Source organism: Paenirhizobium selenitireducens ATCC BAA-1503 (assembly GCF_900492185.1).
Classification (GTDB): domain Bacteria; phylum Pseudomonadota; class Alphaproteobacteria; order Rhizobiales; family Rhizobiaceae; genus Allorhizobium; species Allorhizobium selenitireducens_A.
Map to the genome: position 1 here is coordinate 30799 of NZ_UEYP01000017.1, position 18847 is coordinate 49645.

15 protein-coding genes and 1 riboswitch are annotated in these 18847 nt (G+C 64.2%); of the genes, 6 read left to right on the forward strand and 9 right to left on the reverse strand.

The window, feature by feature from the left end:
* Positions 1-204: 204 nt before the first annotated feature.
* From RHIZ70P_RS19895 to RHIZ70P_RS19905, 3 genes are all read left to right on the forward strand, one after another.
* Positions 205-969 (forward strand): TlyA family RNA methyltransferase, encoded by a 765-nt coding sequence (locus RHIZ70P_RS19895; RefSeq protein ID WP_115672208.1) that lies wholly within the window; start codon positions 205-207, stop codon positions 967-969.
* Positions 966-2219 (forward strand): class I SAM-dependent RNA methyltransferase, encoded by a 1254-nt coding sequence (locus RHIZ70P_RS19900; protein WP_115672209.1) that lies wholly within the window; start codon positions 966-968, stop codon positions 2217-2219. Before RHIZ70P_RS19895 ends, RHIZ70P_RS19900 begins: the two co-directional genes overlap by 4 nt.
* A 190-nt stretch (positions 2220-2409) precedes the next feature.
* Positions 2410-3984, forward strand: coding sequence for a peroxidase family protein (locus RHIZ70P_RS19905; RefSeq protein WP_115672210.1), 1575 nt, complete (start codon positions 2410-2412; stop codon positions 3982-3984).
* A 9-nt stretch (positions 3985-3993) separates the two neighbouring features.
* Here the strand turns inward: RHIZ70P_RS19905 and RHIZ70P_RS19910 are convergent, their stop codons facing one another.
* From RHIZ70P_RS19910 to RHIZ70P_RS19925, 4 genes are all read right to left on the reverse strand, one after another.
* Positions 3994-4296, reverse strand: coding sequence for a hypothetical protein (locus RHIZ70P_RS19910; protein ID WP_115672211.1), 303 nt, complete (start codon positions 4294-4296; stop codon positions 3994-3996).
* Between the two features lie 155 nt (positions 4297-4451).
* Positions 4452-6548 (reverse strand): methyl-accepting chemotaxis protein, encoded by a 2097-nt coding sequence (locus RHIZ70P_RS19915; protein WP_115672212.1) that lies wholly within the window; start codon positions 6546-6548, stop codon positions 4452-4454.
* Positions 6549-6759: 211 nt separating this feature from the next.
* On the reverse strand, positions 6760-7524 hold the full coding sequence (locus RHIZ70P_RS19920; protein WP_115672213.1) for a crotonase/enoyl-CoA hydratase family protein: 765 nt from the start codon (positions 7522-7524) through the stop codon (positions 6760-6762).
* Positions 7525-7720: 196 nt separating this feature from the next.
* Positions 7721-9499: an acyl-CoA dehydrogenase gene (locus RHIZ70P_RS19925; RefSeq protein WP_115672214.1), complete on the reverse strand. Its 1779-nt coding sequence runs from the start codon at positions 9497-9499 to the stop codon at positions 7721-7723.
* A gap of 376 nt (positions 9500-9875) precedes the next feature.
* On the opposite strand from RHIZ70P_RS19925, the gene RHIZ70P_RS19930 reads away from it, so the two are divergent.
* Positions 9876-11801, forward strand: coding sequence for a PhoX family protein (locus RHIZ70P_RS19930; RefSeq protein ID WP_115672215.1), 1926 nt, complete (start codon positions 9876-9878; stop codon positions 11799-11801).
* A 96-nt stretch (positions 11802-11897) separates the two neighbouring features.
* On the opposite strand, the gene RHIZ70P_RS19935 is transcribed toward RHIZ70P_RS19930, so the two are convergent.
* From RHIZ70P_RS19935 to RHIZ70P_RS19950, 4 genes are all read right to left on the reverse strand, one after another.
* Complete coding sequence (locus tag RHIZ70P_RS19935) at positions 11898-12311, reverse strand: BA14K family protein (RefSeq protein ID WP_115672216.1); 414 nt, start codon at positions 12309-12311, stop codon at positions 11898-11900.
* A gap of 275 nt (positions 12312-12586) precedes the next feature.
* Positions 12587-12877 (reverse strand): hypothetical protein, encoded by a 291-nt coding sequence (locus RHIZ70P_RS19940; protein ID WP_115672217.1) that lies wholly within the window; start codon positions 12875-12877, stop codon positions 12587-12589.
* Between the two features lie 99 nt (positions 12878-12976).
* On the reverse strand, positions 12977-14062 hold the full coding sequence (locus RHIZ70P_RS19945; protein WP_115672218.1) for a hybrid-cluster NAD(P)-dependent oxidoreductase: 1086 nt from the start codon (positions 14060-14062) through the stop codon (positions 12977-12979).
* Between the two features lies 1 nt (position 14063).
* A complete protein-coding gene (locus RHIZ70P_RS19950; RefSeq protein ID WP_115672219.1) occupies positions 14064-15308 on the reverse strand; it encodes an aromatic ring-hydroxylating oxygenase subunit alpha in 1245 nt (414 codons plus the stop codon).
* A gap of 114 nt (positions 15309-15422) precedes the next feature.
* Positions 15423-15629, reverse strand: a riboswitch (cobalamin riboswitch).
* A gap of 301 nt (positions 15630-15930) precedes the next feature.
* On the opposite strand from RHIZ70P_RS19950, the gene RHIZ70P_RS19955 reads away from it, so the two are divergent.
* The gene (locus RHIZ70P_RS19955; protein WP_115672220.1) at positions 15931-16536 is read left to right on the forward strand and encodes a DUF6656 family protein; all 606 of its coding nucleotides are present in this window, start codon (positions 15931-15933) and stop codon (positions 16534-16536) included.
* Between the two features lie 22 nt (positions 16537-16558).
* Here the strand turns inward: RHIZ70P_RS19955 and RHIZ70P_RS19960 are convergent, their stop codons facing one another.
* The gene (locus RHIZ70P_RS19960) at positions 16559-17626 is read right to left on the reverse strand and encodes a GGDEF domain-containing protein (protein WP_115672221.1); all 1068 of its coding nucleotides are present in this window, start codon (positions 17624-17626) and stop codon (positions 16559-16561) included.
* 233 nt (positions 17627-17859) lie between these two features.
* Between RHIZ70P_RS19960 and RHIZ70P_RS19965 the strand changes: the two genes are divergently transcribed.
* On the forward strand, positions 17860-18840 hold the full coding sequence (locus RHIZ70P_RS19965) for an L-threonylcarbamoyladenylate synthase (RefSeq protein ID WP_115672222.1): 981 nt from the start codon (positions 17860-17862) through the stop codon (positions 18838-18840).
* Positions 18841-18847: the final 7 nt, after the last annotated feature.

Consider the following 18847-nt stretch of genomic DNA (forward strand, 5'->3'; position numbering starts at 1 on the left):
GTGAAGAGCGGCCGGACATGGCCAGGCGCAAGGTTAGGCGGCAAGTCGAAGCCAAGTCAATCGATCGGCCCGACCTTATCCGGGCAGATCGGCCCGGTCTCAAGCGTCCGCCATCCGCCGCGCATTCGCCCTCCTGCGGCCACGAGAACGCCATCGCGCAACAAAAGGCTTGCCATTGCGGCGGCGGACCGCCATTGACAGGCCATGTCTTCACGTCCCGAACCCCAGCGTCTCGACCAGCTCCTGGTCGCCCTCGACCTTTTCGCCAGCCGCTCGCGCGCGCGCGACGCGATCCAGCGCGGCACCGTCAAGGTGGACGGCAAGGTCGTTACCAAGCCCAGCCTGGTCTTCTCGGCCGACCACACGTTTACCATCGAGGATCCGGCGCAGGACTATGTCTCGCGCGCGGCGCTGAAGCTGGTCGCCGGCCTCGATCACTTCGGGCTCGATCCGGCCGGTTGCGAATGTCTCGATGTGGGCGCCTCGACCGGCGGCTTCACCGAGGTGCTGGTGAAGCGCGGCGCGGCGCATGTGACGTCGATCGATGTCGGCCACGGCCAGTTCCACCCGCGGCTTGCCGCCGATCCGCGCATCACTAATATCGAGGGACTGAACGCCCGCTATCTCGAACCGGACGACATTGACGACCGGCCGATCGATTTCATCGTGTCCGACGTCTCGTTCATCTCGCTGAAGCTGGCGCTGGCGCCGGCCCTCGACATGGCGGAACCCGGCTGCCGCTGCCTGCTTTTGGTCAAGCCGCAGTTCGAGGCGGGCCGCGATGCGATCAGCAAGGCCGGACTGCTCAAGGAGCCGGAGACGGCACCGGCGGTCGCTGCCGAACTGGAACGCTGGCTGACCGAGGAAATGGGCTGGAAGAGCCTCGGGCTGATCCCCTCGCCGATCGCCGGCGGCGACGGCAACGAGGAATTCCTGCTGGCCGGGATGAAGCCGGAGGACGAAGAATGAGTGCCGAGACAGTCACCATCGACGCGCTGGGCGCCCAGGGCGACGGCATCTTCCATGCCTCGAACGGGCCGGTCTACGTGCCCTTCTCGCTGCCGGGCGAGACGCTTGCCATCGCGCGCGTGAAAGACCACGGCACGATCCTTTCCTACAGCGAGACCTCGCCGGACCGTATCGCCCCCGCCTGCCGCCATTTCGGCCCGGACGGCAAGGGCGGCAGCTGCGGCGGCTGTTCGCTGCAGCACATGGCTAAACCCGCCTACAACGCTTTCAAGCGGTCACTGGTCGTCGCGGCGCTCAAATCCAAGGGGATCGACATTCCTGTCGGCGATCTGGTCGAAGCTAAGCCCGGCGAGCGCCGCCGCGTGGTGTTTGCCGCCCGACGCACCGAGAAGGAAGTGCTGATCGGCTTCAACCAGGCCGAAAGCCACCATATCGTGCCGATCGAGGAGTGTCCGATCTCGGCACCGGGAATCGTGGCCAGCCTTGACGCCTTGAAGAAGATCGGCGGTGCTGCCGCAACCACGGCCGAGCCGTTCCGCATGACGGTGATCGAAACGCTTTCCGGCCTCGACGTGGCGATCGAAGGCATCAAGGCGCTGGCCGACACGGAGCGCCGCGCGGTCACCGAAACCGTGCTTGCCCTGCGCGGCATCTCCCGCGTCTCGGTCAACGGCGAGATCCTCATCGAACCACGCAAGCCGCTCATCGACATGTCTGGTGTTGCCGTAGCCCCGCCGCCGGGCGCCTTCACCCAGGCGACCGCCGCCGCCGAGGAGGCCATGGTGCGCCTGACGCTCGCGCATATCGGCAAGGTCAAGCGTACTGCCGACCTGTTCGCTGGCATCGGCACCTTTGCGCTACGCCTGGCGCGCGTGGCCCAGGTCCATGCCGTCGAGAGCGACGAAAAGGCGATCCGGGCTCTCGACCACGCGGCGCGCAACACTCAGGGGTTGAAACCCATCTCGGTCGAGCGGCGCGATCTCTTTCGCCGGCCGCTGATGGCGTCCGAACTGAAGACTTTCGATGCTGTGGTCTTCGACCCGCCGCGGGCGGGCGCGGAAGAGCAGTGCAAGGAACTGGCCCGTTCGGTCGTGAAGAAGATCGTCGCGGTCAGCTGCAACCCGCTGTCGCTGGCCCGTGACCTGGCGATCCTGCAAGCCGGCGGCTATCGCGTCACGTCCGTCACCCCGATCGACCAGTTTCTCTGGACGTCGCATGTCGAAGTCGTCGCGACCCTGACCAAGGGCTGACCACCCCTCCCCTTCGATGGCCTTTGGCTGGCCGTCGCCGCCTGCGGAGCGAGGCGCTCCGGGCAATCTTGCGCCCCGAAATACAACCTACGATAATATTTTAAATTACATTGCACCTTATGCGATTTCATGCAATCTTTCGTTACAGTAAAAATCAACGACAACCCAGGGAAGCGGACGGAGGGATTTCATGTCGGAAGTCGCGATGCACGGGCATGGCGTGCGTGGGATGAGCCGCGCCGCGCTACAGGCGCTCGCCGGGAATGCCGATCCCGGTAAGTTCGGGCGCATGTTTCCAACCCTTCCGGCGCATGAGGCCGACGAGGACGACCTGTTTCAACTCGCCGAGGCGATGAAGGATGCGGTCGGGCCGGACGGGCGCACCGATCCCGCCGGGGACAATCCCAATGTCCCGGCCGGCTATACCTATCTCGGCCAGTTCGTCGACCATGACATCACCCTCGACACCACCCCGCTCGAACAGCAGAAGGCGGATCCGCTGGCGACGACGAACTTCCGGACACCGGCGCTCGACCTCGATTCGCTCTACGGCGACGGGCCTGGCATTCATCCCTATCTCTATGACCGCGCCCCTGACACCCACCGGGTGATCGGGAGGTTCCTGATCGGCAAGGCCTCGGCCTCAAAGGACAAGGCCGGGAAGGAAATCAGGGCCTTGGACAACGACCTGCCTCGCAACCAGGTCGGCCACGCCCTGATCTTCGACGAGCGAAACGACGAAAACCTGCTGGTCGCGCAATTCCATCTCCTCATGCTGAAATTCCACAACAAGGTGGTGGAGGATCTGGAGAACACCCGGCCGGCGCTGAAGGACATGGCGCTGTTCCACGAGGCGCGCCGGATCGTCACCTGGCATTACCAGTGGATCGTCCTCCTCGACTTCGTCGAGCGACTGACCGAACCGGGACTAGTCCGGCGCATCAAGCATGAGGGCCGCCGCTTCTACCGTTTCAAGAGCCGCCCCTATATGCCGGCAGAATTCGCCGCGGCCGTCTATCGTCTCGGACATTCGATGGTGCGGCAGAGCTACAGCCACAACCGCGTGTTCAATCCCGGACCGGACGCGATCACCGACGGCACTCTGGGATTGCTGTTCAACTTCACCGGCAAATCCGGCCAGATCGTCGGCCAGCTGAAGGACGCGGCCAATACGGGCGGCGGTCCGGGACCGCTACCCGACCTGCCGTCCAACTGGGTGATCGACTGGCGGCGTTTCTTTGACCTCGGCACGCCCCCGGAGGCCAATTTCACGCTCAACCACGCGCGACGGCTCGATCCGTTCATCGTTCCCGCCCTGCACACGCTTCCGGGATTGCGACCGGAAACGGACAAGACCGCGGCCCGGGACTTCGTCCTGCCCTTCCGCAACTTGAAGCGAGGCCTCCAACTCGGCCTGCCGTCCGGCCAAGACGCCTGTCGGGCCATGGGGATCGTGCCGATGAAGCCGTCCGAGATCGCCACCGGCTCCGATGGCGAGGTCGCCGCCAGGCACGGTTTCCACAAGAAGACACCGCTCTGGTATTATGTGCTCAAGGAAGCGCAACATCATCACAAGGGTGAACGCCTCGGCCCGATGGGTTCGACGATCCTGGCGGAGACCTTCCTCGGCCTGGTCCACGGGGACCCGGATTCCTTCCTGTGGCAGCGCTCGAACTGGACGCCTGACCTGACCAGCCAGACACCGGGTCACTTCACGATGGCGGACCTGATCCGGTATGTCAAAGACATCAATCCGATCGGCTGATTGCCTAGATCAGCGCGCGTAGAGCGTGCCGCTTCCCGTGGTATTGGGACAGCGGCAACGTCCGCCGACGCGACCGGGCTTGGCCGGGCAGGAATACATCATCGAGGTGTCGGCGCTGTCCGGCGGCTGGATCACGCAGAAGAAACGCTGCGGACGCATGCCCGGCGGCGGCGGATTGCGGTTCGACCCGCTCTCGACGAGAGCATCACCGCTGCCGGCCAAGGCCAGGGCGAAGCCGGGCGCCAAGGGTTCGGCTGCCAAAGACATCATGCCGACGAACAACAGGGCAATGCCCCTCATTTTGCTGCGCATCCGATCCTCCACGTTCCGTCTCCCGGCCATATGAACCGGAGAAGCATTAAGGAAGGGCGAATGGGCGCAAATGTGGCGTCGCCCGAACGACAGAAGACGGCACCGGCGGTGAGCCGGTGCCGTCTTCGTTCGTCTTGCCGATCCGACGGACGCCGTCAGGCGGCGCGGCGCGAACGGTCCGGCTGGGCTGCATGTGCACCGGCCTGCTGGATCCGGAACTGGGCCAGCAGCGCGGTCAGGGCCGCTGCTTCCGATGCCAGGCCATGGCTTGCCGCCGTCTGCTCCTCGACCATGGCGGCGTTCTGCTGCGTGCCCTGGTCCATGGTGTTGACGGCGGTGTTGATCTCCTGGAGGCCGGTCGACTGTTCGCGGGTGGCGGTGACGATCGCACTGACGTGGCGATTGATCTCCTGCACCTCGCGGACGATGACATCCAGCGCCTGACCGGTCTGGTTGACCAGTTCGACGCCCGACTGGACCTGCTGGCCCGAGGCGCCGATCAGCTGCTTGATCTCCTTGGCGGCATTGGCCGACCGCTGGGCCAGTTCGCGGACTTCCTGGGCGACGACGGCAAAACCCTTGCCGGCTTCGCCGGCCCGTGCCGCCTCGACGCCGGCGTTGAGCGCCAGCAGGTTGGTCTGGAAGGCGATCTCGTCGATCACGCCGATGATGTTGGAGATCTCGCCGGAGGATTTCTCGATCCCGTGCATGGCTTCCACCGCCCGCTGGACAATCTCGCCGGACTTTTCCGCGCCGCTGCGGGCGCGGCCGACGAGTTGGCCGACCTCCTCCGCCCGGCGGGCGGAATCCTTCACGGTGGTGGTGATCTCCTCGAGTGCAGCCGCGGTCTCCTCGACCGACGCCGCCTGCTGCTCGGTGCGCCGGGCCAGGTTGTCGGCGGCCATGCGGATCTCGTTGGCGCCATTGTCGATCGCGCGTGCATTCAGGCCGACATTGGCAAGGGCATCATGCAGCTTGGCGACCGAGGCGTTGAAGTCGACCCGCAGGCGGTCGAGGTCGCCGGCAAATGGCGTGTCGATACGATGGACGAGATCGCCATTGGCGAGACAGCCGAGGCCGTCGGCGAGGGCCTGGACCGCGAACGAGACTTGCTCGGCTTCCCGTGCCTTGACCGCCTCGCGCTCGCGCCGCTCCTCTTCGCTCAGGGTACGGTTTTCCTCCGCTTCCCTGGCAAGACGGCTGCGCTCGATCGCGTTGTCGCGGAACACGGAGACGGCCTCGGCCATCTGGCCGATCTCGTCGGTCCGTTCGGTGCCGGGGATCTCGGTCGAGACATCGCCGCTCGCCAGCCGGCCCATGACGCCGGTCATGTCGACGACGGGGCGCACGACCAGACGCGAAAGCAGGAAGGCCAGAACGCCGATCATGGCGACGACACCGATCAGCGTGGCGATGGCGGCGGCGGTGCGGAAAGCACTGATGCCGGCATAGGCCATGTCGCGATCGACGGTGACGCCGAGATACCAGTCGCTGGTCGGAAGTCCCTGGACCGGGAGGAAGCTGACAAGCACCGACTTGTCGGCAGAGACCGTTTCGGAGAGCTCGGCACCGATTGCGGGAGTCTCCGTCGGGAAGGCATCGGCAAGGGTCTTGCTGACCAGCGCATTGTCCGCATGGACGAGGATGACACCCGACTTGTTGACGAGGAAGGCAGACCCCTTTCCGCCCATGTCGACCGTGGCGATCATCTCGACCAGGGACTTCAGCGAAAAGTCGCTGGCCGCAACACCGAACAACTTGCCGTCACGTTTCACCGGGGTGGCTGCGCTGATGATCAGGTCGCCGCTCGAGGCATCGACATAGGGATCGGTCAGCACCATCTTGTCGGCCTTGACCGCATCCTGGTACCACGGGCGCTTACGCGGATCGTAATCCGCCGGCAGGGGCTCGTTCGGAACGCTGGTAAAGGTTCCCTGCTCGTCGCCGACATAGGTCGACTTGAACTCGCGGATCAGCACGGGATTGTCGAAGGCCGCGACGATTTCTTCCGCGCTGGCGGTCTTGGCCGCGGCATTGGCGGAAAGTTCGGTCAGCATGATCCGGGCGTTGAGCCAATTGGCAATGCTCTGCGACGCCTGAAGGCCGGTCGACTTGATCTCATCCTGAACCGCGCGCGTCGTTGCGGCGCGCTGCAGGCTGTCGATATAGATGGAGAAACCGGAGAAGGCGGCAACGACGACGAGGGTCGCGGCCACGAGGATCTTGGTCATCAGGTTCGAGCGCTTGCTCACGGAGGGATACCTCATTCAAGCGGCAAGCCCGATCACGACGCTGGCGGAAAATTCGCGGCCGATCCGGGCATTGCCAATCCACTTTGGGAAAGACGAAAAAGGCCATCATGGCGCGAAAGCGGTCCACGGACCGCCATCCCGTTATATGCAGCCAGACTTAAAAGCCTGTTAATTCGGAGGGGTACCAGTCAAACCGCCCCGCCGTCTGCGGTCAGCCTCGTCCCTTCGTCATGAAGGCCTCGAAGGCGGTGCGCGCCTCGGCGCTCTTCAGCCGCTCGACGAAGTACTTCAACTCCTCGTCCATGCGGGCGGCCAGTTCGCCGCGATCACCACGGATCAGGTCGCGGGCGATGCGCATCGCTTCCGGCGGCTTGGCGGCGAGCGAGGCGGCAAGCTTCAGCGTCTCGGCCTCGACCTCGGCCGGGGCGACGACCTTCCAGATCAGACCGGCTTCCCTCGCCTGCTCGGCGGAAAAGCCTTCGCTGGCGGCAAGCATCGCGAACGCGCGCTGATGCCCCATCATCTTCGGCGCAAGCAGGCTGGAACCGGCTTCGGGAACCAGGGCAAGGTCGACGAAGGGCGTCTTGAACAGGCTGCGATCGGAGGCGATCGTCAGGTCGCAATGCATCTGGATCGTCGTACCGATGCCGATGGCGAGGCCGTCGACGCCGGAGACGACAGGCTTCGACACGCTCCACAGAGCCTTGAGGAAGCCGAAGGCAGCGGGTTCTCCGACCGCGCCGGCCATGGCGAAGGCGAGGAAGTCGGCCATGTCGTTGCCGGCCGAGAAACAGCCCTCGGTGCCGAGGAAGGCGACGGCGCGGATGTCCATGTCATCCTCGGCTTCGAGCAGCCCCTCGGTCATGCGGGCATACATGGCTTGCGTGATGGCGTTCTTCTTGTCCGGGCGGTTGAAGCGGATCACCAGCACGCCGGGATGGGCTTGCGGCCGTTCGATCAGGATGTGGTCGGTCATGGGTGTTTCCTCATTCAACTAGAATCTGTCGCTGCGACCCGAGCCTCTCACCCCGCCTCCGCTTCGCTCGGCGCACCCTCTCCCCGTGAACGGGGCGAGGGGGACCGGATAGGCCGCGGCACTCGGCCTTCTTCCCGCTTGCGGGGAGAAGGTGCCGGCAGGCGGATGAGGGGCAACGTGTGGCCGAAGCCAGAAATTACCCCAGCAGCACACGCGCCGCCGTCAGGCTCGCCGCGCCGTTGATGACGCGGTCCTTGAGGGCCGCGGTCTCGGCGATCATGTTTTCCGCCGCGAAGCGGCAGAGCGCCAGGCGGTTGTCTCGGCCGTGCTCCTCGTCGGCAAGCGCGCCCTTGGCAAGGTACACGCCGGTCAGCGCCAGGCCGAACAGCCGCTGGTACGGCGTCGCACCCGACAGCGCAGCCGCGGCATTGCCGGCGGCGAGTTCGGCGAGAAGCCATTCCGTCGCCTGCTCGAGATCGGCGAGGCTTGCGTCCAGACGGTCGGCGGTTTCGCCGAAGCCCTCGAGGTTGGAGCCGCGCACGGCCCTGGCAATCTCCTTCAGTTCGCCGATGAAGCCGCGCACCTGGGCGCCGTCCGACAAAGGCAGCTTGCGGGTGACGAGGTCGGCGGCCTGGATGCCGTTGGTGCCTTCATAGATCGGGGCGATGCGGGCGTCGCGCAGGTAGCGGGCAGCACCCGTCTCCTCGATGAAGCCCATGCCGCCATGCACCTGGATGCCCATCGAGGCGACGTCGACGCCGGCGTCGGTGGCAAAGGACTTGGCGATCGGGGTCAGGAGCGCGCCGCGTTCGGCCCACTTCTTCGCCTCTTCGCCTTCCGTGTGGTGCGACATGTCGATGGCGTGGGCGCAGGCGTAGCAGATGGCGCGCGACCCTTGGGTCAGCGCCTTCATGGTGACGAGCGTGCGGGCGACGTCGGGATGCTCGATGATCGGGCTCATGCCGGAGCCGGTCCAGCCCGGCGCCTTGCCCTGGGTGCGTTCCCTGGCGTAAGCGACCGCCTTCTGGGTTGCGGCTTCGCAGATCGCCACGCCCTGCATGCCGACCGCGAGGCGGGCATTGTTCATCATGGTGAACATGCAGGCGAGCCCCTTGTTCTCCTCGCCGATCAGGTAGCCGATGGCGCCCGGTTCGTCACCGAACTTGCCGTCGCCGTAGATCATCGTGCAGGTCGGCGAGCCGTGGATGCCGAGCTTGTGCTCGAGCGAATGGCAATGCAGGTCGTTGCGGGCGCCGAGCGTGCCGTCGTCGTTCACCAGGAATTTCGGCACGAGGAAGAGCGAGATGCCGCGCGTGCCGGCCGGCGCGTCGGGCAGACGGGCGAGAACCAGGTGGACGATGTTTTCCGTGACTTCGTGTTCGCCCCAGGTGATGAAGATCTTCTGGCCGAAGATGCGGTAGCTGCCGTCGTCGCGGCGCTCGGCGCGCGACTTCATTACGCCGAGGTCGGAGCCGGCATGCGGCTCGGTCAGGTTCATCGAGGCGGTCCATTCGCCCGACACCATCTTATGCAGGAACTTTTCCTTCAAGGCGGCGCTGCCATGGGTGCCCAGGGCCTCTGAAGCGCCCATGGTGAGCGTCGGGCCGAGCGCAAACGCCATGGAGCCGGAATTCCACATTTCCAGCGCGGCGACGTTGAGCATGTGGGGAAGCCCCTGCCCGCCGAATTCTTCCGGCGCGACGAGCGCATTCCAGCCGCCTTCGGCCCAATGGCGATAAAGCTCGGCCCAGCCGTCCGGCACGAGAACCTTGCCGTCGACCATGCGGGCGCCCTGCTTGTCGCCGATCTCGGCGAGCGGCGCCACTTCGTCAGAGGCAAAACGGCCAGCTTCGTGAAGGATGGCATCGACCAGGTCGTCGCTCAGATCGCCGAGCCGGCCCTGTTCGAGCGCTTCGGCCATTCCGGCGACATGCTTGAGGGTGAACGCGATTTCGTCGACCGGCGCCTTGTACATGGGCATGCTCCTCCTGCTTGCGACTGGCGGTTTGCCGCTCGGCCGGCTTGGCGGCGGCGGCGAAAACGTATCGATTTGGCTAATTGATTTTTACGTAAACGTCAAACCGTTTTGCGGTCCGCGGTCGTCCGGATCGCGATCGTGAGACTACCGCATCCACGACGCCTGGAACAGAGTCGACGAGTGCGGCTTCGCCCAAAGTCGGCATTGCCAGACCGTGGCATCTGAAACCGGCGCCGGTCAACTGCGGAACTGCCAGGGGCGCATCGCCAACCCGACAGGACGCAAACAGCGGCCTTCCGTCACAGCACTGTAACGGAAGGCCGCTAACCGCAGTCGGGAATGCCTATCCCCCGACCAAACGAGGAGCATAACCATGACCGACATCGACAAGAGCAACCTGTCCTGGGACGAATGGGACGAACTGCAGAACCCGCCGCCGGCGCAGACCGACTTCGACCGCGTCGTCGAGACCGCCCTTTCGCGCCGCGGTTTTCTCGGTGGCGTCCTGGCGCTTGGCTCCGCCGCAGCCGCCATGGGCACGCTCGGCACCGCCGCCAACCTGATGTCCTCCACCTCGGCCCAGGCCCAGGAAGCCGCCGGTTCCCGCTTCGCCTTCAAGCCGATCCCGGTTTCCACCGACAAGACGATCCATGTTCCGGAAGGTTATAGCTGGAAGCCGCTCGCCAAGTGGGGCCAGCCCCTGTTTCCGGGCGTCCCGGACCTCGATCACGTCAATGGCGTGAGCCTCCAGCATTCCGACAAGGTATTCGGCGAGAACACCGACGGCATGGAAATGTTCGTAGTCGGCGGACACCAGTTGGTCGCCGTCAACCATGAATACGTCAACACCAAAGTCAACCTGCCCAAGAATGCAGACGGCAAGCCGACAAGCGCAGACGACGTCAAGATCCTGCAGAACATGCAGGGCGTGACCGTGATGGAAGTGGCCGAAGGCGAAAACGGCTGGGAGATCGTGCTCGACAGCCCATTCAATCGCCGCATCCACCACAACACGCCGATGAAGCTGTCCGGTCCGGCCGCCGGCTCGGACCTCGTCAAGACCGCCGCCGACCCGAACGGCACCGACTGTCTCGGGACGTTCAACAATTGCGGCGCCGGCCGCACGCCGTGGGGCACGTATCTCACCTGCGAAGAGAACTTCAACGGCTATTTCGGCACGCCCAATGCCGAGTTCCAGATGCCCGAAGACTACAAGCGCTACGGCATTGCCGCCGAGACGCGCTATGCCTACGAGAAGTTCGACGAGCGCTTCGACGTGGCCAAGAACCCGAACGAACCGCGCCGCGCCGGCTATATCGTCGAGATCGATCCGTCGAACGCGTCCTCGGTCCCGGTCAAGCGCACCGCGCTCGGCCGCATCAAGCATGAAAACGCCGCTGTCGTCGTCGCGCGCGACGGTCGTGTGGTGGTCTACATGGGCGACGACGAGCGTGGCGAATTCCTCTACAAATATGTCTCCAACGGCATCTACGTGCCGGGCGCCGACACCTCCAAGCTGCTCGACGAAGGCACGCTGTTCGTTGCCAAGTTCGCCGAGGACGGCAGTGGCGAATGGGTCGCCCTGACGCCCGAGACGACCGGCATGAAGATGGACGAAATCTGCGTCTTCACCCGCCAGGCAGCCTCCAAGGTCGGCGCCACCACGATGGACCGCCCGGAATGGGTCGCCGTCAACCCGGTCGCCATCGAGGCCTATTGCTGCCTGACGAACAACAGCCGTCGCGGCGAGATCAAGGACGGCAAGATGCGCACCAATGCCGGTGGCGAGGAGATGACCGTCAACGCCGTCAATCCGCGCGAAAAGAATGGCTACGGCCAGATCGTGCGCTGGTATCCGGAAGTGGAAGACCATGCGAATGCCAAGTTCAAGTGGGACCTGTTCGCCATGGCCGGCAACCCGGCCGTCCATAAGGACAGCGCCTATGCCGGCTCCGCGAACATCAACGAAGGCAACATGTTCAACTCGCCGGACGGCATGATGTTCGACTCCACCGGTCTCGTCTGGATCCAGACCGACGGCGATGACAGCAATGAGGGCGACTTCCTCGGCCAGGGCAATAACCAGATGCTCGCCGGCGACCCGGTATCGGGCCGCATCGAACGCTTCCTCACCGGTCCGAATGGCGCGGAAGTCACCGGACTGACCTGGTCGGCCGACAAACGCACCATGTTCGTCGGCATCCAGCATCCGAAGGCGCCGTTCCCGGACGGCGAAGGCAAGTTGCCGCGCTCGACGGTCGTCGCCGTCAAGCGCGACGACAATGCCATGATCGGCTGACGTCCCGCTTGGGCCACCGGCATTTTGCCAGGCGCCCACAAAAGAAATGCCCGGTCACAGACCGGGCATTTTTCATTTCGTGATAGGCCGCGCCGATCAATAATACGGCGAGTAGCAACGCTGACGCGGGCCGTGATACGGCTGAAAAGTGTTGCTGTAGGAATCGTAGGACCGGTAACGGTTGGCGCACCACTGATAGTGCTTCGGATTGATGCCGGCGCGACGGGGTGCGGGCTGCGTGGCGATCGCGCCGCCGATGATGGCGCCGGTCGCAAAGGCGGCCAGCGGGAACCAGTAGCCATTGTGATAGCGATAACCCGGGCGGTGGTAGCGATAGCCGCGGTGGCCGCGATAATAGTAGGGGCGATGGTGGTCGACCTTGGTCACGTCCGACGGTCCCTTGACCACCGGAGCCGGCAGCGGCATGGCCGCCTGGGTCGGCACGAAGCTCGCCATGGCGAGTACGGAGGCCAGGGCAAGCGCGCCCCAACGCTTCATCATATTGGTCATTTCGATTCTCCATTCCTTGCGTTGATCGGGCAAGTCTTCAGCCGAAATGCGCTTCGCATCCTCATCGTCCTCACGGCCGTCGGACGGCCCGGCATGATACGCGAAAGCCTGGAATGACAGTAGAAAAATCTGCCTGAACCGGGCATTAACGAAATCGGGGAGCGATTGACGTCTCGATCAGTCGTCGCCCGCGCCGAAGCCTCGGCGGACAACGCTGAAACCGCCTTTCGGTTCCACCGGCGGGTCACGAACGTGGCGCGCAGGCGCGGAGCGGGTCAGTTGCCTTGCGGCACGATAAGACGGCCGTTGCGGATGACCTCCCGCGGATACCAGCAGCCATTGTAAAGGACGTAACCGGTCTTGCGGGTTTGCGAACAGGGATAGCCCTGATAGGTGGCGCCACGTGGGGCGGACTTGCGGTAAACGGGCTTGAGCTTCGTCGTCTCGTTGACCAGTTGGACGGCCGCGGCCGGTCGTGCGGACGCCGGTGCGGGGACGCCTGCCTGCACGTGCGCCGACAAAAAGGTCGCCGCCAACAGGGATGTAACCGCCCAGCCGATCTTCATGACAATCTCCAAACGGGTTTCGAATGGTCAAAGACGCGTTGACCCACAATCGCCGGCGGATTTGTCAGTAAGATGGCGGCGCGCTGCCTCTGGTCGGTATCAGGCCTCGATCTCGACGTCGCCCTTCGGCCGCGTGCAACAGGCGAGGATGTATCCTTCATCGATCTCGTCGTCGAGAATGCCGCCATTGTGGTCCATTTCGACCTCGCCGGACAGCTTCATCACCTTGCAGGTGCCGCACAGACCGGATTCGCAGGCCGCCCCGATGCGCACGCCGGAGGCGCGCGCCGCCTGAAGAATGGTGTGGCCCGGCTCGCACAGACCGTCCTTGCCGGACGTGGCAAAGACGACCCTGGTCGCCTGGGCCTCGCCGCCATGATCGGCGACGACGACCGGCGGCGGCGGGGCGACGGGCTGGAAGGCCTCCTCGTGATAGTTCGCCATGTCGAAGCCGGCACCGGCAAGCGATTCGCGCACCGTCGCCATGAACGGCCCCGGGCCGCAACAGAACACGGTCCGCTCAAGGAAGTCGGAAGCCAGAAGCGCTATCTTCGCCTTGTCGATCCGACCCTTGAGGCCCGACCAGAGCTGGCCGTGCGACAATTGCTCGATGATGAAGCCGAGGGTGAAGTTCGGCATTTCCCGCGCCTTGGCCTCAAGCTCCCAGCGGAAGATAATGTCGTCCGGCGAGCGGGCGCAATGCAGAAAGGCGATGTCCGAATCCGGCTGGCGATCGGAAAGATCGCGCGTCATCGACACCATGGGCGTAATGCCGGAACCCGCCGAGACGAACAGGTATTTGGCGCCCGGATGGCGGGCATAGGAGAAGTCGCCGAGCGGGCCGATCGCCTTCAACTGCATGCCCGGCTTCAGGTGATCGAACATCCAGCGGGTGCCGATCGAATCCCTTTGCGCCTTGACGGTGACGGCCACGGTATAAGGACGCGACGGGCTGGACGAGAGCGTATAGGTCCGCATCACCGGCTCCGGACCGACCGGCAGTTCGAGGGTGACGAACTGGCCGGGCAGATAGCGGAAGAAGTGGCCCGGGCGGTCGGGGCGGAAGGTGAAGGTCATCACGTCCGGCGCCTCGGGCGTGACGGCGACGCATTCGAGCCTGTGCTCCCGGTCGGACCAGGGGCGCATTTCATCGACATGGCGATAGCTGGGAAGAGCGATATTCATCTCACGCCACCGCCGAAAGACGGGCCTTGTCGCCCTGCAGACGGTTCGTCATGAAATTCGCGTACCATTCGACGAACTGCATGACGCCGCCCTCGTGACCGACGGAATAGGGGCCGGGCTCATAGGCCGGCGAGCGGATGCCGAAGGCGTTTTCCTCGACGATCGAGCGGTCCTGGTCGTTGGTCATGTTCCACACATGGGTCAGTTCGTCGAGATCGTAGTCGACGCCTTCGACCGCATCCTTGTGGACCAGCCAGGTGGTGGTGACCGCGGTTTCCTCGGCCGAGATCGGCAGGACGCGGAAGGAAATCGCGTGGTCGCCGAGGATGTGGTTCCAGGTGGTCGGATAATGGAACAGCAGCATCGTGCCGATGTGCGAAATGCCGATATCGTCGGACAGCGGCCGGCGAACGGCGCGCTTGCCGGACAGGGTGTAGCTCTCCGCGTCCTGGATCAGCGGCATGCGGGCGACGCGGAACTGGCCGGACGGGTCCATGGTGAACTCAGACGGCAGGCCGGCGGCCTCGCAACGTGCCCAGTGCTCGGCGATCACCGGATCGTCCTTGGCGCCCTGCACGCCGGTCGCCGACGGCGCTTCCGGGTAGGTGCGGCAGAGTTCCGGGTGGTTGCCGGCGCAGTGGTAGCATTCGCGGTTGTTTTCCCAGACGAGCTTCCAGTTGCCCTTCTCGATGATCGTATTGCGATGCGCGACCTTGGCCTCCGCCAGCCGGTGCGGCGCGAGGAAGGGCTCGATCGTTGCCCGCACGGGAGCGAAATCGGCCGCCTCGTTGGCGAGACAGATGAAGATATAGCCGCCGACGCTTTCGCAATGCACCGGCTTCAGGCCGAATTCGGACTTGTCGAAGGTCTCGCCCATCTGGCGGGCGAAGACGAGCGAGCCGTCCAGATCATAGGTCCATTGATGGTAGGGGCAGACCAGCTTGGCCGAGGCGCCGCGATCCTGGGTGCAGACGCGGTGGCCGCGATGGCGGCAGGTGTTGTGGAAGGCGCGGATCACCTGATCCTTGCCACGCACGATCACCACCGGATAGTCGCCGATTTGGGCGGTGAAATAATTGCCGGCGCGCGGGATCTCGCAGTCATGGCCGACGAACAGCCAGTCGCGATACCAGATCGTCTCCATGTCGAGCCTGAAATAATCCTGGTCGATGTAGAAGGGCTGCTCGAGGCTGAAGCCGTCCCGGCGATTCTTCAACTGCCGCAATACCTTGCTCTGCAAGTCCATGGTCGTCGTCCTCGTATCCGTTCTGCCGTGACGGAGGTCGAGACCATGCGCGGTCGCGATGCCTTGCGTGGCATCGGACAAAGCCGTCTCGGGTCACCCGCCGCGACCGTCAAATCCCAGTTTCTTCTCAAAGGCTGGTTTCCGGGCTCTGGAGATGATCCTTGCGGACCGCATGCGGCACCTTCCCAGGGCTGACGCCCCAGTGGTCTTTGACCGTCACGCATTCTCCACCACCGTTGCGGGGGCAGCGCCGGGATTCGACCGGCTTCCCGATTTCCTGCCCTTCCCTAGTCGGACAGCACCTCGAGTTCGGGATCATTTAAACACAGCGACCGGACTTCGCCGCATTGCGAAACGACACGCCGTCGAGCGTTTGCGACACACGGATTTTCCTGTCGCGCAAGAGATCATCCGCTTTTTCGACATGGATTCCATGGCCATAACGTCCGCATCAACGAAAGTGCGAAAAACCTATGGCGCAAATTGACCAGCCGAAAGTGACTGACGCCCGACTGACGCGCCGCAAGCCTGGCGAAACCGAAGGCGGTCAGGATGCGGCAAAGTGTCGTTAATCTCGCTGCCGTATCATTGGCGCATCGGCCTTGAGGATCAGAGCCTTTCCATGCAGAAGCTGAGATATTTCGCCGCCCCGAGGGCCGCCGCAAAGCCCGGCTTGCCGGTCAAGGCAGCACATACCGAATTCCTGCGCACGGGTCGCATTTCCCGTCACCGGGAAGACTGGATGCCGGAAGAAAAGCGCTACCTTACCTATGAGGAAGTGGCGGAGCGCACCGGGCGCAGGCTCGAGGCAGCGGGAGAGACCACCCATAGCCGGATCAACGGTTTTCACCGCTCCATCCAGTTCCCCAAGCTGATCTTCCACAAGACGCTCGAGAACAGTCCGCATCTCGGCTATTGCCACGTGACGGCGGCAAAGACCAATTTTGCCAAATATGCCGATGTCAAATGGGCCTTCTACATCGCCAACTTCTTTGCCGAGGTGGGCGGTTCCGAGCAGTTCTTCGAGCATATCCGGCCGAATTATGCTCGCATGTATTTCGCCGTGGCGATCCATCCGGACAAGGAAACGCGGTCGATGGCGATCGACCGTTCGATCCGCGACAACGGCCTGCTATTTCGCACCCACGACCCGAAGGAAGCGCTGAAGAACGTGCTGATGCTGGGCGCCCGCTGCGCGGAACTGCGCAAGATCATCGCCCGGATCTGACGTTAACGCGAACCGACGGCTCTCAGAAGCCGCCGACCGGCTGCTTCTTGTAGATCAGCCAGTCCTTCGGGGCATAGTCGTTGGCACCGTAGATGGTGACCGTATTACCGCCGGCGGCCTTCGACGCCGCCAGCGCCTTTTCGGTGAAATTGGTGAAGTCGAAGGCGTTCGGCGCCTGTTCCGAGAAGCAGATGCCGAAGGACATCGGCACCTGGCCGAGCGCCCGACCATTGCCGGAATTGACCACTGTGGTGTTGAGCTTCGAGCGAACCAGGTCGACGATGCGGCTCACTTCCTCCTGCTCCGAGGTGTAGAGCAGGATGCCGAACCGTCCGCCGTCGAAGCGGCAGGCCAGGTCCTCGGTGCCGGCGACGGCCTCCACAACCTTGCCCACCTGCTTGACGAAGCGTTCGCAGACGGCCGGCCCCATGAGTTCGGACAGTCTGGAAAAATCGTCGATCTCGCCGATCACCATGCTGCACAGCACCGGCATTTCCGCATTGGCATAGACCTTGGCGAGCGCCTTGTTGAAGGCACGGCGACTGGCAAGACCGGTCAGCGGGTCGACGAACTTCGCCGCTTCGGCGTCTTCCGCCTCGCGCTGCAGGTCGGCAAGCGCCGCGGTCTTGTCGACGACCGCACGGACCACGTTGCTGTTCTGGTTGGCGCGCTGTTCGGTCGCCACTTTCAGCGCCTTGATCGACTGGCCGAGTTCGACATGGTCGATGTCCTCGGTCATGATCGCCTTGGTGGCGTGACCGATGAGGCGGCCGTAATCGGTCAGCGAAACCTTTTCCTGGTTCAGCAGGCTGATGAAATTGCTCATCTCGGCGCGCACCTGGCCGTTCTGGCGGCTGAGGATGCCGTCCTCATGGTGATGCGGCAGATATTTGCGGCCAAGCGCGTCGAGCGCATCCTGGGTCTTGTTCTTGCCGAGCCCGATGAATTCGCGCACCAGTTCAGGATTGCTGCCGGCATAGGCCTCGTAGACGAGTTCGTAATTTCTCGGCAGGCCCTCTATTCCCATCTGATGCATGGCGGTTGCGACACGCAGTGCGATGCTCGAAGCTGGGTTCTTGACTTGCTGCATGGTCCGGTTCCCGAAAGAGGCGTCAAATGGCTCGATTAAGCGGACTATGGCGCAAGTTTTCTTTCTTTCGGTTACGCCGATGGGTAAAGTTTTAGCGATCACGATATCCCTGTTTTTCGAGGGTCTTGCTTAGGCATTGTCGATGCACGCACAGGCCCGGCCAAATGAGGATTTGATCGATCCGGTGCTGTCGCGCTATGGACAGACAAACCGGACGCAGGAAGGCTTGAGACATGGCGCGGATCATTCCCATCGACCCCGACGAAGGCGCGGCGATCGATGCGGCGACCGCCGTTCTCGCCAAGGCCCGCCCGGTGGCGATCCCGACGGAAACGGTGTACGGCCTGGCCGCCGACGCTACCGACCCCGGCGCAATCACGAGAATCTACGAGACCAAGGGCCGGCCCCGCTTCAATCCGCTGATCTGCCACATGGCCGATCTCGCAATGGCCGAACGCCATGCGACCTTCGATCCGCTGTCGCGCAAGCTGGCCGAGCGTTTCTGGCCCGGTCCGCTGACGCTCGTGCTGCCTTTAGAGGCGGAAAGCACGATCCATCCGCTGGCGACCGCCGGCCTCGACACCGTCGGCATTCGCGTGCCCAAAGGCTTTGCCGGCGAGCTCATCCGCGCCTTCGGTCGGCCGCTGGCGGCGCCGAGCGCCAACTCCTCCGGCCGGATCAGCCCGACGACGGCGCAGCATGTGGAGGCCGATCTCGGCGAGCGCATCGAGCTTGTCATCGACGCAGGCCCCTGCCCGGTCGGCGTCGAATCCACTATTCTCAAGATCGAGGACGGCCGGATCCGGCTGCTCCGGCCGGGCGGCGTGCCGGTCGAGGCGATCGAGGAAGCCACCGGCCTTGCAGTCGAACGCCCCAACGCGACCGGCACGGCCGCGATCGAGGCGCCTGGCATGCTCGCCTCGCATTATGCACCGAATGCCCATGTCCGGCTTGATGCTACAAGCGTCATGCCCGGCGAGGCGCTGATCCGCTTCGGCAACCAGCCGGTCGAGGGCATGGACCAGGCCGCAGCGGTCTTCGACCTCAGCCCCTCGGGCGATCTCGCCGAGGCGGCCACCAATCTGTTCGGCTTTCTAAAGCGCGCAGACCAGACGGGTGCGAGCGGCATAGCCGTGACGCCGGTTCCCGACCATGGGCTGGGCGAGGCGATCAACGACCGGCTGAAACGTGCCGCTGCACCCAGAAACGCATAGGAGGTCG